Source organism: Enterococcus phoeniculicola ATCC BAA-412 (assembly GCF_000407505.1).
Lineage (GTDB): Bacteria > Bacillota > Bacilli > Lactobacillales > Enterococcaceae > Enterococcus_K > Enterococcus_K phoeniculicola.
Window position 1 is genome coordinate 17,963 of the sequence record NZ_ASWE01000008.1, and the last position, 16,371, is coordinate 34,333.

Here is a 16,371-nt window from a genome sequence, read left to right on the forward strand (position 1 = left end):
CTATATAACGGCTACTTTTTTGGAAATTACAGATAAATTATTAGCTTCCAATGCTTCTACTAGTTTTATTGCTACAGCTCTTATTACAGGCACAGCAACACTGTTTCCTGTTTGTTTTCTAATTTGTTGATCGGATACAACTATCTTAAAGTTATTGGGAAAGCCCTGTAATCTTAATAATTCTTTAGGAGTCAATCTTCGTTTACCATTAACAAGTAGATAATTGTAAGAAGCACCTGCTCTTAAAGCACAAGAGTAATCTAAAATACTAATATTTCCGGATTTATTTTCATGCCAAATAGATGGGTAAAAGGGATTTTTATCAACAACACGTTCTTTTCTCTTTTGTACAATATCTTGGGAAGCAAAATATTTTGCTTCAACATCGTTATCTGCTTCTAGAATATCTTCTAATTTATATTTCTTTTTTAACTTGGGTTCTGGAAAGGTAAAGTCAATTTCATGATTTAGGAAGCCAACGATTATAATTCTTTCTCTTTTTTGAGGTAACCCAAAATCTAAAGCATTTAATATTTTCCACTGAACCTTGTATCCGATTCTTTTTAATTTATCTAGAATAATTTTTAATGTTCGACCTTTGTCATGACCTTTTAGCTGTTTTACATTTTCCAAAAGAAAAGCTTTTGGTCTTTTATCTTTTAAAATCCTTTCAATCTCAAAGAACATTGTACCTCGTGTATCTGCGAATCCTAAGCCTTCTCCCATTATACTAAAGGGTTGACACGGAAAGCCGGCAAGTAGTATATCATGATCTGGAATAGTTTCGGTTTCTATTTTAGTTATATCACCAAAGGGTTTTTCTTTAAAATTTTGTTCATACATCAATGCAGCATGTTTATCAATTTCGGAACTAAAAACACAAGTTCCACCTAGTTCTTCAAAAGGGATTCTTATTCCACCTATCCCTGCAAATAGGTCAATGAAGGTAAAGTTAGCCATTTAATCAACTCCATATATTGTTTTAAAATGTTTATAAGACAAATTTTATAATTGAATATGTTTTTTATTTGCCAATATCAATAATTTACTATTTAGGTCAATCTGCATATTCTCTAATTTAAAATCGATTCAAAATGGAGTATAATAAAAATTGATGAATAGTAGTATTTAAATTATTTACGTTACTTAGTTTAACATGTCAAAAGGAAATTGTCATTGGCGTAGTTTTAATTTAATATAGAAGGAAGAGGTGTTGACAATAATGGAAATAGCTGTACATGATTGGAAAACCTTAAGTATTGATGAACTAATTAAAAAATATGATTTTAGCTTAGAAAGCCTATATGAAATTGCTCTTAAACAAGGGCTTCATAAGTATAGTACGCAGAATGAACGAAGAAGAATGACAGATGTAGAAAAAAGTTTTATAGAGAATAATCAGAATTTGTCTGTAACTCAAGTTTCCAATATACTACATAAATCTTATAATGGTACCTTGATGCAGATAAAAACATTAGGATATTATAACATGATAGGGAAATAACTTTTAGAACTAAATAATTATATGAATAAGGCATTTGTATAATGGAAAATTTTATATATTGAGAATGATTATTAATTTTCGGCTCGCAATTATTTTTTTTATTTCAAAAATTCACACCATTTAACTAAAACAAATCTAAAAAAATTGAATTCTTTCTCACTACAGTGTTGCTGAACACTATGTTTTATAAGGATTTTAATATTTACTATAATTTGGTGCTAAAAAACCAGGTCTTAAAAAAGCTCGTAAAGCTTCACAGTTTTCAAAACGTTAATCGTTGTTATACCAACGGTTTCAGGACACTTTTCATTCATTTGGAAAGTGTCTTTTTTTGTACGTTTAGATACGAAAAAAATTTATGAGATTTTGAATTGATTGTTTTTAAGACCTAGGTTAGGTACTATCAGCTCATATCGGAAAAATTTCTTTTTTATGAAAACGCAAATAGACGTGTAAACGAACTCGGATTTTCCATTGACAGCCGGTCCGTTTACACGTCTTTTGGTTTATTATTTAGCTGATTTTGACAAAAATTAAATCTTTGAATAATGCTCGTGAGTCCTTTCATAGTAACCCTCAGAGAGATTTTCAATGAGTTTGGTACCCCGTGTTACTTAGGGGACGTACTTCATTCTTGTTGTAAGTTTAACAGCGTATTTTTTAGGGCTGTCTATTCTACTGCATTTGGTAAATAGGATAAATGAACAATTCGGACAGGGTGGGTCTTTGGTAAAAGGTAAATCGTAATTGTGGATGGGACATAACTAATTAAGCTATTCCACACCTTTGTAAAATCTTAATAAACGGCGGGAACAGAAGCAACTCATCTCCACTGCGTTTCGCTCTCAACAACTTCTACGCATGAGACATGCTAGAGTTGAAGGCTTCGAAAATAAGCTGAAATTCCCAAAGATTTGAGGAACAATCTTCGTGAATTCCTTCTTATTTCTCGGAGCTGAACACTTCTGTCCCGACCTCGTTGTTTCCATCATTTGTTTTGTGATTGATTTTTCGAAAGAAAAGTCTACTTTCATTTTATCACTTAAAAATACTTTTACTGTTTTCACTAGAAATTCATCATACCCATCTTCTCCTTGGAAGCTAAATAGAATCCGTGTCAATTTTTGATTGGGTAGCTTATCCATGGTTGTGGAGTATATCAATATTAACGTTGTGGTAATGTCGTGTTTGAAATTCAAAGAAAATGGATTTGATGGATGGTATTCAGTAATATGATTTAACCATTTGTGATAGATATAACCATCACTTGCTGTTGAGAGAAGCAACACGTTGTATTGAAAACACTTCACTATTTGAGAAATAGTAAACGAACTAAAAATCCTTGTCTATCTGACAAAGATTTTTAGTTTGTAGAAAGTTCTGTAATGTATAAATAATAAAATAAGTAAATCCAATACCTAATAATTTGATATCACAATTAGATAACGTCAAACGTATCTTTCGCTATTTTTTTATGAAATAGGGAGAAAACAGACGAGTTCGATGTTTTTATAAAGATACTGTTTCAAAGAGGGTAATGGAATTTTTTTCCGGAGTACTAAGGAAATATTCCATTTGTTTGGAAAGCGGTTTCAAAATATACTATGCATGTAAATAACAAATAAGGAGGAGAATAAATGACAACGAGTTTTCCAAAAGATTTTCTCTGGGGTGGGGCAGTTGCAGCTCATCAATTGGAAGGTGCGTGGCAAGCTGGTGGCAAAGGTGTCAGTGTTGCTGACGTTATGACTGTAGGTTCCCCAACCAAATACCGTGCCATTACAGATGGTGTCTTACCAAACGAATATTACCCAAATCATGAAGGAATAGATTTTTATCACCGTTATAAAGGCGATATTGCCCTTTTTGCAGAAATGGGCTTCAAATGTTTTCGAACATCAATTGCTTGGACACGAATTTTTCCTAATGGGGACGAGACGGAGCCTAACGAAGCGGGGTTGAAATTTTATGATGACTTATTTGATGAATGTCTTAAACATAATATTGAACCAGTTGTAACGTTATCACATTTTGAGTTGCCTTATCACTTAGTAACAGAGTACGGTGGCTTTCGTAATCGCAAGTTAATTGATTTTTTCCTCCGCTTTGCTGAAGTTTGTTTTAGACGATACAAAGATAAAGTGAACTATTGGATGACGTTTAACGAAATTAATAATCAAGCAAACTTCCATGAAGATTTCGCCCCATTTACAAACTCTGGTATTTTTTATCAAGAAGGAGAAGATAGAGAAGCCATTATGTATCAGGCGGCTCATTATGAGCTTGTTGCTAGTGCCAAAGCGGTAAAAATTGGAAAATCTATTAATCCAGATTTTCAAATTGGCTGTATGATTGCTTTTTCCCCATTATATGCGTTAAATGACAAGCCTGAAAATGCATTGATGTCGTTAAAATCAATGGAGAAACGTTATTACTTCTGTGATGTTCATGTTCATGGCTTTTATCCAAATCACATTTTGAAGTATTGGGAACGTAAAGGAATTAAAATTGATTTTACAAGTGAAGATGAAAAAGCATTGAAAGAAGGCACGGTCGATTATATCGGTTTTAGTTATTATATGTCTCATGCAATTGTTCACCATGAAAAAAATGTTCACTATGATTATGACGAAACAAAAGATTTAGTACGTAATGAATTTATTAAAGCCTCTGATTGGGGCTGGCAAATCGATCCTGTTGGCTTACGTTATTCATTAAACTGGTTTACAGACATGTACCACTTACCATTATTTATTGTCGAAAATGGTTTTGGTGCTTACGATAAAAAAGAAGCAGATGGTAGTGTCCATGATGATTATCGTATTGACTATTTAAAATCACATCTTGAACAAATGAAGTTAGCAGTAATTGAAGATGGGGTTTACTTGATGGGGTATACTCCATGGGGATGTATTGATTTAGTTTCGGCCGGAACGGGAGAAATGGAAAAACGTTATGGTTTTATCTACGTTGATAAAGATAATAAAGGCAATGGGACTTTAGAAAGAAGTAAAAAAGATTCGTTTTATTGGTATCAAGAAGTGATAAAAGCAAATGGTGAAAAAATTTAGATAAATTTAGGGAGTGTATGGATATGAAAAAAGCTTTAATAATTTGTGCAGCTGGAATGTCATCTTCAATGATGGCAGCAAAAACAACAGAATACTTTAAAAATAAAGGAGAAGAAATTGCTGTCGATGCTGTCTCTGCGACAGAAGGTGACAAAATGATTAAAACGAGTGATTTTGATTTATTTTTAATTTCGCCACAAACAACCATGTTTTTAGATAAATTTAAAAAATTAGGATCAGAAGTTGGTAAACCTGTTGTTAGTATTCCATTTCAAGCCTATGTGCCAATTCCAACGGGTATTCAAAAATTAAGTGAAGTTATTGAAGAAAATATTTAGAAAATGAGGGAAGATAATGAGACCAAAGGAAAGAGAATTGCTCTTGCGCTTAATCCAGTATCAAGGTGATTTTGTTACTAGCCAGCATTTGGCCTCTGAGTTGTCATTGTCTGACCGTACCGTCCGCACATATATCACGCGTCTAAAAGAACTTGTTGTAGAAAACGGGGGAGTGATTACTTCCAAGCAAGGTTATGGTTATTGTTTGACCATTGTCAATAAATTGAGTTTTGATCTTTTTTTGGCAAAACAAGAGATTACCTTAATTAATGAAGAAAAGACCCCCTTAATTTCTGATATTACAGATCGGGAAAATTATATTCTAAATAAGCTGTTACTAGAAGAGGCAACAATAAATTTAGATGACTTGGCTGAAGAATTGTTTATTAGTCGCTCTTCTTTGAGTAAAGATATGCAAAAAATTAAAGAGAAACTAAAACCATACACATTAACACTTGCTTCAAAGCATGGTGTGGGTCTTTTTGTTAAGGGGGATGAACGGAGCAAACGTCATTTTATTTTAGATACTTTTTTTGGGAAAAATTATACTAATTCGCTTAAAAAATATCTAGGGAATGGTCCACTTTTTCAAGATATTAGTTTTGAAGAATTGACGATTATTATTTTGGATGAGATTAGAGAGGCTAAATTAAAAATATCTGACATTATAATTCAAAATTTAGTTCTGCATATTGCCTTAAGTATTAAGCGTTTAAAAGAAGGTTTTGAAATTAAGGAACTTGGGATAACGGCTGACATTTCTGAAAAGATAGAATATGAAGTTGCTAGAAAAATAGTCAGCCGGATAGAGATATTTTCTAAAATTGCATTTCCCTCAGAAGAGATATCTTATCTTGCCTTACACTTAATGGCAAAATCAAATCATCCTGTTGGAGAAGAAAATCAAGAACTAAAAGGAGCATTAACACAGGCTATTGCGCTATTAAGTAACAGTCTAGGCTATTCTCTAAGCGAAGATTACCAGCTGAAAAGTGGCCTATTGGATCATCTAAAGCCGATGTTAGTTCGACTGGAAAGAAAAATTTCTTTGGATAATCCATTAACAGGAGAAATAAAAAATAATTATCCTCAGGCCTTTGAGTTGACTAAAAAATTTTTAGGTCAGATGCCAGTTTTAAAGGATTATCAAATTACCGATGATGAATGGGCGTATTTAACTTTACACGTAATGGCGGCGATGGAAAAAGCAAAAGATATGCAAAAGGTCCACGCTTTGATTATTTGTGCTACTGGTTATGGCAGCGCACAATTGTTAAAAAATCGAGTTGTTAATGAATTTGATAATCATATTACAGTTACCAACGTTCAGGGCTATTATGAAATTAATGAGACTAGTTTAAATGATGCAGATTTAATCATTTCTTCTATTGATCTTTCGGCTATGGTTTTTCCCATTCCAGTTATTCAGGTTAGTGTTTTTCTAAATGATGACGATGTTTCAAGAATTCGTAAAGCAATTCATAAAATTAGTACCAAAAGCCGGCAGATAACAAGCCTTAAGTTAAATGATAGAAAAGATCAGCGTAAAGAAAATATGCTCATGGAACAGATGGGAGAAAAGTATTTTAAACTCTATGACATTGAGCCAACCAAAAAGCAGGTTTTACAAGAATTGGCAGAATTATTACGCATTAATGAAGCTGAAAATTATCCCAAGGAATTATTAGAACAAATTAATCACCGTGAACAAATGGGACAGATTATTTTTAGTGAAAGTGTTGTAGTTCCGCATCCAGCACTACCGGTGGGGATATCTACCAAAATTGCGGTGGCGTTGATTCCAGGGGGAATGAGCTGGGATGAAGAAAAGAAAATTCATTTTGTCTTTTTGATTTCTCCTTCTTATGTTGAAAACAAAGGAATTACCGTTATGACTAAAGCGATTGTGAAGTTAGTAGATTGTTTATCGTTTCAGGAAAAAATATTGGCAGAACCAACTTTTGCGAATTTTAGGCAACTATTTTTACAACTAATGTAAAAAGGAGGGAGGAAGATTATGACACAAGACATTGAAAAGGTTATGAGTAGTGAGGAAATTCAAGTGGCAGCTTTTGAGATTATTTTAAACAGCGGTAACGCCCGTACTACTATCCATAAATCATTTGCAGCTATGAGAAAAAGTGATTTTAGTCATGCAGAACAACTCTTAACAAAAGCAAATGAGGAAATTTTACAAGCACATAAATCGCAAACAGCATTATTAAAAGATTACGCTGGCGGAAAAAAAATTGAAATGGAAATTATCATGGTTCATGCACAAGATCATTTGATGACGACGATGACCTTACTAGAAGTTGCGCAAGAAATGAAATATCTTTATGAGCAAATTGCACAAAATATAAAAAATTAAAAGGAGGTAAAATCATGAAAGATGCCGATAAAAAAGCCCTCAATTTAAATCGTAAAAAGCTAAGTCTTAAAACAATGTATTTTAATCGTTATCTTTTCGTTCGGTATCTGAGCGCGGGCTTTTTTTTTATTAATTTATACTGGTTGATTGCATTGTTTTTAGTTCAAGGAAAAATGATTTTTATTCCAGCTCTTTTAATTCTCAGTGTTTTACCAGCTGTCTTTGAACAAGCAAAATTGTACAGTACACCCCAAAATATAACACCGCGGACAAGTGGGTATTACTGGTTGCAGTTAATCGTCAATGTTGGATTGTTACTAGCCACTTTTACACCATTATTCCAAGTGTTGTTTCCTTTTATGAAGCAAGGAATAAATGGCCGTACTTTTATTGTGGCAGCACTTTTAATTGGTTGTTTTTTCTGTTTATGGATTCAACATCGTTTACGCGATATCAGTAGCAATAATGACAAGCACTATCAACGGATTAAACAATATGAAAAATCGTTGTATCTATGAAAGGGGAGTAAGATATGTTTAACTTTTTACAAAAATATTTAATGGGACCGATGGGGAAAGTCGCTCAAATGAAAATAGTACGCGCTGTCATGGCAGCCGGAATGGCTTCCATTCCATTTACTATTGTTGGTTCAATGTTTTTGGTTTTAAATGTGTTGCCAGTAGCATTTTCTGGGTTAGAGGGAATATTTGAAGCTAGTTTTTTCAAAATCAGTGACTTATATATGGTAGCTAATACTATGACAATGGGTATTTTAGCCATTTATTTTGCAATCGTTTTCGCTTATGAATTAACATCTATTGAACGAGATGAACAAGGTTTAAATGTTAACCCCTTAACAGGGGCACTCTTAGCAGTCTTTGCATTCTTTATGTGTATCCCTGAAATTGTCTGGGAAGGGGGAAAAATGACGTTAGTTAACTCTATTACGGATACTGAAAAAGTAGTAAATGGGATTCGTATGGGATCTTTTGCTGAACGTCTAGGGACGTCTGGTATTTTTACTGGTATTATCATGTCTGTTATTGCAGTTGAACTATATTGCTTATGTGTAAAACGTAATTTAGTAATTAAAATGCCAGATGTCGTGCCACCAGGTGTTTCACGTTCTTTTACCGCATTAATTCCAACTTTTGTAATCGCCTTTGTTGTAATGATTATTAACGGTATTTTGATTGTACTTGGTACAGATATTTTTAAAGTAATCTACATTCCTTTTAGTTTTGTAACTAATTTGACCAATACATGGCTAGGGATTATGGTAATTTACTTCTTAATCCATGCATTATGGATTGTCGGGATTCATGGAGCAAATATTATTACTTCTTTTCTAACACCAATCGTACTAGCCAATATGGCTGCCAATGCTGCAGGGGCAAATTATCCATTAGCTGGTGAATTCAATAACTCTTATGTAACTGTTGGTGGCTCTGGAGCAACATTAGGATTGATTATCTTTATTGCTTTCGTGGCAAAATCAGATCAATTAAAAGTTCTAGGAAAAGCTTCTCTTGTACCAGGTATCTTTAATATTAATGAGCCGATTATTTTTGGTATGCCTATTGTGTACAACCCATTTTTAGCATTACCATTCTTCTTAGCACCAATGGCTTCAGCATCTTTAGCATATTTTGCTATTAAATTTGAAATTGTTAAACCAATGCTAGCACAAATGCCTTGGCCATCTCCAGTAGGAATTGGTGCATTTATTGGTTCTGGTGGTGACTGGAAAGCAGCTGTTTTAGCTGTGTTATGTGCAATATTAGCTTTTGCAATCTGGTTTCCATTTATCAGATTCTATGACAATAAACTGTTAAAAGAAGAACAAGATAAAGCAAAAGAATTAGCAGCCTAATTAAAATAATTGAACCGTCTCTTTTTGTGAGGCGGTTTTTTAGTACCACTTATTTATAAACTATGATTGTAAATAAGTATAAGAGATTGGGTCTGGAATTTATAGGTGGGGATTATTTCGGCTCTTTGTCAAATGGTGTTGTTTTAAAAATAAGTCGCAGAATTGAGAATATTTCGGTGTTCTCTTTTTTGTTTTTTTTATGAGTTCACAGAGACTTTGTTAGACAAGAGTCCGCAGACATAGGTGACGAAATGTTCGAAACCAAAAAGCAATCCGCTTGATTAGGTCATTTTTCCCTTCTAGTTTCCCGTTAGAATAGCTGTATATCAAGGCATTACAAATGGCTTTCTGATGTTTTCTCAGGTAGAGAAGGGCTTTCTTGAATCCCTTATTCAACTGCATAGGCAGTTGGTCAATACAAGTAAAGAAGCCCTCATAATCCTTATTTTCAAAGGTAGAGTTCTTGATAAATTTTATAGCTTTCTCTGAGGTCAGAATCCACGGTTAGGAGATGGTCCAAAACCTCTGATTCGGTTACATATCTCTTTTGAAAGAGGGGAAATGTTTGAGCGCACTGTAGTTGTTGTAAATATTGCCATTTTCTAATTAAAAAGTAATTTTAAAGAGCATTGGATGTTAGTCCTAACGAATAATCCAGATATCAGCCAAATTGATTGATATCTGGATTATTTTTTTACAAAAAAATAAGAACATCTTTTAACTGAAACGTTTATCTGCATCTAATTGATATCTATGAATCATGAAATTATTTAAATCCAAGCTACTTGTTTGCTTCTTTGCTTTTATAGGATTCGGAAACTTTGCATCTGTTGTGCTCATTCAATCATGAGGTTGGCAAAAATATCTTTCATCAGAGAGATTATCAGGGTCTAATAGTTGAGTGATTAAGTCTCTATTTTCATCTAATAAAAATTGACTCTGTGGAATAAAAATACTGGTCGGTATGTATTAACCTTCATTATTTATTTGAGTAGAGAGAGAATAGTTTAACAAGGTGTCCTCATTGAAGAGTTCTGACGCATCATTGAAAAAATGTCACCCCTTGGAATTGTGAAGAATCAGCTTATGCGCAATTCTTGGATTAAAGCATTGTATGTATAAAAGGATCCTATTGATTAGGGAAGACAGATTAAAAACTGTGGTATAATTGCTATTATACAAGTAACCGTTAAGGAGGCTGCCATATGACTAGTAACAATGTTATTGCGTTAGTAATAGGGATGATATTTTTTGTTGGTGGTGTACAGTTGTTTAGAGGAAGATGGCTCTTTTTAGTTGCTGGATATAATACAATGAGCAAGGAAAAGAGAAAAAAATTAAATGGAAGATTTATAGGTAAAGTAATCGGTACAATGTTGTTATTGTCCTGCTTGATTATTTTTGGAATGTTAATTCATCCAGAAGCGCAAACATTTTATTTTATTCTCCAGCTTGCAATTGTTATTATTGGTGTGATATATGTAAATGTAAGTGATAAAAGAAAAGAAATTTAAAAAAATATTTATAAAAGAGTATATACCGATTAATTTTTAAGGAGAGTAAATTCTTAGTGTGCTCTTCTGAAGGGCATATTATTGTTGTTATTTATTTAAGGTTCTAAGATTTCTCAGAAAATCAATTACCATCCGAAACTAGTCAGACACTTTCTTTTTTTGAGAGTGTCTATTTTGCTTGTTCATTATGGAATTACAGAAAGTTTATATACGTGCGCTAGTCACTATTTTTAATTTACTGAAACTCTACGCAGAGAAAACTATTGATAATTATTATGAGCTGGTTGAAAAATAGGAATTCAGGCAATTAATAGGATAAAGAAGTCAGCTACCACATACAATTACTTGAAATGGTTGTTGACTTCTTTGTTATACAGTCTATCTTTACGATGTTTAGATGTGGTTGGTTCGGTGGATTTTATAGAATTAACAGTGGATATTTTTGTAAGAATAAAAAAATTAGTAGTTATCTCAATAATGAATAAAGTTGAGCATACTAACCAATTTTTTTGAGCTTTTTTTTCTTTGGTAATTTTCTATCAACTTTTTTTAAAATTTTATTATCTGTATTCAATAAAGAGTCTAAAGATAAATCTAAAATTTTGGCTAAGTCAATGAGCGTCTGAACATCTGGATAATTTCGACCAATTTCCCAGTTGGAGATAGCCGAGCGACTAACATTTAATTCTTTTGCTAACTCTTCTTGAGTAATGCCTAATAAAGCTCTTTTTTCTCTTAAAATTTCACTGAATTCCATATAGTTTCCTCCCAAGGTGTACAACTGAATTAATTATATTTAATCATAGAATAATTAATTATTGTAGCCAACATAAAAAGAAATAAATATTTTATCGCCACAATTTGTGACATTGCTGTTTTAGAGGAGCTTTTAACAGACACATTATTTAAAGTAGCGTACTATATTAATTGAATGCGCTTTCAAAAAGAGGATGGAGGATGATTATGAAAAAAATTTTCTTTACTTTATTGTCGTTGGTCGTCGTTTCTTTTTGCATTGTCCCGTTAAATGTACTAGCTTTCGAACAAAAAGAGGTAAATTTGCCAGAAATTACTGATACGCTAGAAGAGAATTCTCAAAAGGAAGAAAACGCTGGAAGCACATTTGTAGCGAATCGGAATGTGGCAGGACAAGGTCGCTCCTTCTTTGTTCCGTGTTCTGAAATCCATATGAATTCAGCTAAATTAGTTTCAGAGGTCAAAAAATTTCATTATATGTGCTAAATCATAAACAGTGAATAAGTTGTGGAAAATGAATTTAAATGATTTTTTGATAGGATAGAATTTGATTAAGAGATAGATAAAATTAACTTAATAAATCTAATATATTATTCAAAACTGTGAGAAGATTTTTCCGTTAAGACTGAATTTTTTATACAAAAAAACACCGTTTGTTGTATAGAGAAAATTGTGATATTATAAAAAGCCGTCGTGTTTGTAGTTAAAATACGATAAAAGAACAATCGTAATTAAAAATATACGTTATTTTTCAAAAAAAGACAATCATTTTGAATTAAAACGTTACAAAAATTGCCGAGTAAATAGAATAAGAAGGATTTTTTTACAAAAAATAATTAAATTTTTCATTTTTTATACGCCGTCATTTACGCCGTCAATATTTACAATTGGGAGGAAACAATTTATGGCTCGAGGAGAGAATATATATAAACGGAAAGATGGTCGCTGGGAAGGTCGTTATCCTAAAGGAAGAAAGTCTGATGGCTCTATATATTATGGGTATATTTATGGAAAAAAATATCAAATGGTAAGGGAACAAGTCATTATAAAGAGGGCTGTATATCAGGGAAGTAATGAGAATCGTAAAAAAAGGATTCGTAATCACATTACTTTCAATGATTGGGTAACTATTTGGATAAATAAAATAGAAAAAAAGGGAATAAAGCCAAGTACACTATCAAGTTATCAAAATAAAATAGACGTTCATTTATTACCCTATTTTGGGCATCTCAAGCTAAGAGATATAAGTAAGGATTTATTGGATGAATGGGTTAATGAAAAGAGTGAAATTCTGAAAACAAGCTCTATTCATATTATTTTTTCGCTGTTAAAACGTTGTCTAAAAGAGGCAGTGGAGCATGATTTTTTAGCATATAATATTTGTGATAAGGTATGTTTACCAAAATGGAAAAAAACTAAGGTTTTAGCGTTATCTAAATGCGAACAACAAAAATTAACGGACTATTGTGAAAAGCAAAAGCAAGGAATGCCCATTCTTTTTGCTCTAGATACAGGATTACGTATTGGAGAGATATGCGGTTTACAATGGAGAGATGTCGACTTTGTTGATAAAAAAATTTATGTAAGAAGGACTAGGCAAAGAGTAGCCTCTTCTTTGTTGGATGCAAAAACATCCGTCATTGATCAATCACCAAAGACGGTATCTTCTGAACGCTACGTACCTCTGACAAAACGGGCTTTTAGAATACTGTTAACGTTAAAAAAACAAGCAAATACTGAGTATGTTTTTTCAAAACGACTAAAAGCTTTAGAACCGAGAAATTTGATTCGACTGTTTGATAAGTACAAAAAAACGTTAGGCTTTTATTCTATTACTTTTCACACTTTACGGCATACTTTTGCTACAAGGTGTATAGAATTAGGAGGAAATATATCTTCAGTAAGTAAACTGCTGGGACATTCTTCAATCAAGATGACTTTAGATATCTATACAACTTCGTTTTATGAAGAACAGGTTCAAACTATTCAATGTCTTGAAAAATTTTAAAAAACCATTTTGATACCACTTATAAATACGCCCCTTTAAAAAACAGTTGTTTTTTAAAGGGGCGTATTTCTTAACCGTCAACGTAGCCGTCAGTAGATGATAGAATTCAGCGAGTAGACTTGCTTAAAGGAGTCTGTCATGTTTTAACTACAAACACGAAAAAAAAAGGATGTGTCTTAGGCTATTTTACTATCTAATTGAAAAATCTGTTAGTAATATGCATAGACAATGTATGAAAAAGGAGGGATAAAAATTAGAGTTGATTCCACTGAGTACATAATTTATGTTCAATCTATTTACTTAGATAATGGTTAATGGAGGTGTCCAAAGTTTCAATGTACATAAAGAAGATATACCCATTCATAAAATAATAATTTATGAAATTTCTGAAGACAATATCTTTAAAATTATTGAAAAGCTGCAAGGATAGGTTTTACAGCTTTAAATACTTATTTAATTGAGTAGATGAGCTGGAGGAGGGTAAGTACGGACAATTTTTACAATGTATCAAAGTAACTAATTAGGCTTAGATTAGATGAAACGCATCATCATTGTCTGTGTTTGTTGGCAAAACGAGATTATCTGAGTTAGATAGATACGAGAAGTTACTAGTCACATCGAAGAATTTTACTAACGTTTTCGTGTCTTCTATACGATTAAAAGCTTCTTCATTTGAAAATGTAATTAACAATAGATAATAAAGAAGTTTGCTTATTTTTACTATAAATAAGCATAGGAATTAAGTATTGATTAGTTAAAAAAATTAATAAAAACATAGAAATAAAATGGAATTTGTAACTCTTACCTATCCATTTCGAGGTGAATGTATTTGAATTATAAGCAATATGATGCAAGATTCATTTTAGAAGGTGCATTTCAATTAGTAATAAAAAAAGGTTTTTCTTCGGTAACTGCAAGAGGAATTGCTAAGGAGTTGTCAATCTCAACGCAACCGGTATATATACAATTTGAAAATATGAATGAACTTAAAGTTGAACTCAAAAAATATATTTTTAAATATATTAAGTACACTTATTTTTCAGAAATAGCAGAAAATAAAAATAGTTTTTTCAGTAAGTACTATGATTTTACTATAAATGATAAGAAGTTATTTGTATCGATAAACACTGATCGAGAATTAGTTAAAGACTTCAATGACTTTTTATATAAAATGTTTTGCGAGATTCCTGAAATAAAAAAAATATCAAATATTCAAAAAAAGCAACTTATATATGCTAGATATACAGGAGTAGTTACAAGTTTAATTTATATTAATAGCGAGGTAACATATCAAGAACTAATAGCCTGTGTCTAAAGGGAAAATGATACAACTTTTAAGAAATACGAATGATTATTTAGCTAAATGGAAAAATTTTATCAAAACAAAACTGTATAGCCTAACAAATAGTACTAAAGAAAATCAAAAGTTATTTTTTGTTATAACATTGGTTTATTTTGTCGAGTAAATAAGTTTTTTGGAGATGATATAAATTAAAAACTGGAAAAGTATAAATAGAAGGAGATAAGGGAGAGGGAAAATTGAAAGACAAACTATTAAGAATACTTTCAACTATGATTATTATTGTAGGAACGTTAGGTAGTAATCTTTCACCTGTGATAGCTATGGCAGTTGAGAATGAAGCTGAGGCTAATTCTGGTGAACCTACTAATATTGTAAAAATCATAGATCAGAGCTTAGAAGATTGTAGGAGAATTTTAGAGGGTGAAGCTACTTTTCAATTACCGTTAGAAGAAAAGGAACCGATTGATTTAGTAGTTATTCAGGATGCAAGTGGTAGCTTTACAGAAAACTTTCCTAAAGTAAACGCTGCTATTTGCGACATTGTTTCTAAATTATCAGATCAAGATCGAGTAATGTTGACGACCTATCAAGGTGGACAATATTATCAGCTAGCGAATGGAACTGTGATTGACAATTCTAGATATGATATCCCAACTAAGGTTAGTACAGTAACTCCATTAACGTTTGATAAAGAAGCATTTATGCAAGGGTATAACACGGTTACCGCTAAGGGAACCACTCCTACGGCGTTAGGATTGAAAGAAGCCTTGTCTACATATAATAAAACGCACGGAGATTTAACAAATAGGAAAACATATTTCTTATTGATTACCGATGGTGTGGCAAATGTTCAATTAGATGGAAAAGTACATAAAACAAATAATACACTAAATGAATACCCTGCTGGTCAGCAAGGCGGAGTTTCTGTTGAGTATAGTAGTGATTATAAGACAGCAGCTGCTGAAGTGTTAAAATTAAACAATGAAGTAAAAGACAATGGATATATAATGATTAATGCATTTTGGGAAAGCTTAGAAGCACTTAGCTCACCAAATTCATACTATAATCGTTACAAAGAAGTTGGGGCATATGTTAAAGATCAGCTTAAGGCTGGGGCAGATGGCCCAGAAAACTACATAGTAAGTAATTCGATTGATGATTTTACTGAACAAATCAAACATTTATTTGATGAAAAGATAGCTCAAGTGCCAGACAGTACTGCAACTTTGACGATTGATGACAAGTTTGATATTAGAAGTGCTGTTGCAATAGGCGAGGACGGAAATGAACTAGCTACTCAAATAAATAATCAAAAAATCAGTGTTACTGTACCTGGAAATTATTCTGGTGAAGTAAAAATTAAATATGAATTAAAAGAAAATGCGCCAATAGATGAAGAGACAACAGTCAGTACCGGGGTAGTAGTTCAGGGAGAAAGTCAAAAAGAGCTTCCTGCCGCAACTATTGAAAAAAATGAGCATGCGCATGATTGTGACATTCCACCAGTAGAACCAAGCATCGAAAAAGATGTAGAAGGCAAAGAGCATGTGGATTTAGGCAATCGAACAGATGAATTTGACTGGCATGTAAAAGCAACTTTTGGCAATGACACAAGCAAGTGGACACAAGCCAG

General features: G+C 32.4%; 14 protein-coding genes and 1 pseudogene. 12 read left to right on the forward strand and 3 right to left on the reverse strand.

Translation table 11 applies throughout. From position 1 onward, the window contains the following. Positions 1–960: a DNA cytosine methyltransferase gene (locus I589_RS17570; RefSeq protein WP_010766732.1), complete on the reverse strand. Its 960-nt coding sequence runs from the start codon at positions 958–960 to the stop codon at positions 1–3. Between the two features lie 262 nt (positions 961–1,222). On the opposite strand from I589_RS17570, the gene I589_RS17575 reads away from it, so the two are divergent. The 7 genes from I589_RS17575 (at position 1,223) to celB (ending at position 9,157) form a co-directional block, all read left to right on the forward strand. Beyond that, positions 1,223–1,504 (forward strand): hypothetical protein, encoded by a 282-nt coding sequence (locus I589_RS17575; protein ID WP_245561635.1) that lies wholly within the window; start codon positions 1,223–1,225, stop codon positions 1,502–1,504. A 1,637-nt stretch (positions 1,505–3,141) separates the two neighbouring features. Next, positions 3,142–4,575, forward strand: a complete 1,434-nt coding sequence (locus I589_RS17585; RefSeq protein WP_010766734.1) for a 6-phospho-beta-glucosidase — start codon at positions 3,142–3,144, stop codon at positions 4,573–4,575. Between the two features lie 23 nt (positions 4,576–4,598). Further along, positions 4,599–4,913, forward strand: a complete 315-nt coding sequence (locus I589_RS17590) for a PTS cellobiose transporter subunit IIB (protein WP_010766735.1) — start codon at positions 4,599–4,601, stop codon at positions 4,911–4,913. 16 nt (positions 4,914–4,929) lie between these two features. Further along, entirely contained in the window at positions 4,930–6,912 is a 1,983-nt protein-coding gene (locus tag I589_RS17595; RefSeq protein WP_010766736.1) for a BglG family transcription antiterminator, read from the forward strand. 18 nt (positions 6,913–6,930) lie between these two features. Further along, positions 6,931–7,284 (forward strand): PTS cellobiose transporter subunit IIA, encoded by a 354-nt coding sequence (locus I589_RS17600; RefSeq protein WP_010766737.1) that lies wholly within the window; start codon positions 6,931–6,933, stop codon positions 7,282–7,284. A gap of 14 nt (positions 7,285–7,298) precedes the next feature. Next, positions 7,299–7,802 carry a hypothetical protein gene (locus I589_RS17605; protein ID WP_010766738.1) on the forward strand — a complete coding sequence of 168 codons (504 nt, stop codon included), beginning with the start codon at positions 7,299–7,301 and terminating at the stop codon, positions 7,800–7,802. Positions 7,803–7,816: 14 nt separating this feature from the next. Continuing rightward, a complete protein-coding gene (gene celB / locus I589_RS17610; protein ID WP_010766739.1) occupies positions 7,817–9,157 on the forward strand; it encodes a PTS cellobiose transporter subunit IIC in 1,341 nt (446 codons plus the stop codon). A gap of 219 nt (positions 9,158–9,376) precedes the next feature. Here the strand turns inward: celB and I589_RS18820 are convergent. Continuing rightward, positions 9,377–9,719: pseudogene (locus tag I589_RS18820) on the reverse strand (transposase); the annotation flags it as partial. Between the two features lie 643 nt (positions 9,720–10,362). Here I589_RS18820 and I589_RS17615 point away from each other — a divergent pair. Beyond that, the gene (locus tag I589_RS17615) at positions 10,363–10,671 is read left to right on the forward strand and encodes a DUF3784 domain-containing protein (protein ID WP_010766740.1); all 309 of its coding nucleotides are present in this window, start codon (positions 10,363–10,365) and stop codon (positions 10,669–10,671) included. Between the two features lie 496 nt (positions 10,672–11,167). On the opposite strand, the gene I589_RS17620 is transcribed toward I589_RS17615, so the two are convergent. Further along, entirely contained in the window at positions 11,168–11,428 is a 261-nt protein-coding gene (locus I589_RS17620) for a helix-turn-helix transcriptional regulator (protein WP_010766741.1), read from the reverse strand. A gap of 206 nt (positions 11,429–11,634) precedes the next feature. Here I589_RS17620 and I589_RS17625 point away from each other — a divergent pair, with 206 nt between their 5' ends. The 4 genes from I589_RS17625 to I589_RS17640 all read left to right on the forward strand — a co-directional run. Then, positions 11,635–11,913, forward strand: a complete 279-nt coding sequence (locus I589_RS17625; RefSeq protein ID WP_010766742.1) for a hypothetical protein — start codon at positions 11,635–11,637, stop codon at positions 11,911–11,913. 418 nt (positions 11,914–12,331) lie between these two features. Continuing rightward, positions 12,332–13,435 carry a tyrosine-type recombinase/integrase gene (locus tag I589_RS17630; RefSeq protein WP_010766743.1) on the forward strand — a complete coding sequence of 368 codons (1,104 nt, stop codon included), beginning with the start codon at positions 12,332–12,334 and terminating at the stop codon, positions 13,433–13,435. 829 nt (positions 13,436–14,264) lie between these two features. Next, the gene (locus I589_RS17975; protein WP_010766744.1) at positions 14,265–14,750 is read left to right on the forward strand and encodes a TetR family transcriptional regulator; all 486 of its coding nucleotides are present in this window, start codon (positions 14,265–14,267) and stop codon (positions 14,748–14,750) included. 224 nt (positions 14,751–14,974) lie between these two features. Beyond that, positions 14,975–16,371 (forward strand): vWA domain-containing protein (locus I589_RS17640; protein ID WP_016250119.1); only part of this gene is annotated, 1,397 nt, incomplete at its 3' end.

Excerpts from the sequence above, each read along its gene's own strand:
- I589_RS17585 (WP_010766734.1), top strand. The coding sequence starts at position 3,142 with ATGACAACGAGTTTTCCAAAAGATTTTCTCTGGGGTGGGGCAGTTGCA.
- I589_RS17630 (WP_010766743.1), top strand. The coding sequence starts at position 12,332 with ATGGCTCGAGGAGAGAATATATATAAACGGAAAGATGGTCGCTGGGAA.
- I589_RS17595 (WP_010766736.1), top strand. The coding sequence starts at position 4,930 with ATGAGACCAAAGGAAAGAGAATTGCTCTTGCGCTTAATCCAGTATCAA.
- I589_RS17605 (WP_010766738.1), top strand. The coding sequence starts at position 7,299 with ATGAAAGATGCCGATAAAAAAGCCCTCAATTTAAATCGTAAAAAGCTA.
- I589_RS17600 (WP_010766737.1), top strand. The coding sequence starts at position 6,931 with ATGACACAAGACATTGAAAAGGTTATGAGTAGTGAGGAAATTCAAGTG.
- I589_RS17620 (WP_010766741.1), bottom strand. The coding sequence starts at position 11,428 with ATGGAATTCAGTGAAATTTTAAGAGAAAAAAGAGCTTTATTAGGCATT.
- I589_RS17615 (WP_010766740.1), top strand. The coding sequence starts at position 10,363 with ATGACTAGTAACAATGTTATTGCGTTAGTAATAGGGATGATATTTTTT.
- I589_RS17625 (WP_010766742.1), top strand. The coding sequence starts at position 11,635 with ATGAAAAAAATTTTCTTTACTTTATTGTCGTTGGTCGTCGTTTCTTTT.
- I589_RS17575 (WP_245561635.1), top strand. The coding sequence starts at position 1,223 with ATGGAAATAGCTGTACATGATTGGAAAACCTTAAGTATTGATGAACTA.
- I589_RS17570 (WP_010766732.1), bottom strand. The coding sequence starts at position 960 with ATGGCTAACTTTACCTTCATTGACCTATTTGCAGGGATAGGTGGAATA.
- celB (WP_010766739.1), top strand. The coding sequence starts at position 7,817 with ATGTTTAACTTTTTACAAAAATATTTAATGGGACCGATGGGGAAAGTC.
- I589_RS17590 (WP_010766735.1), top strand. The coding sequence starts at position 4,599 with ATGAAAAAAGCTTTAATAATTTGTGCAGCTGGAATGTCATCTTCAATG.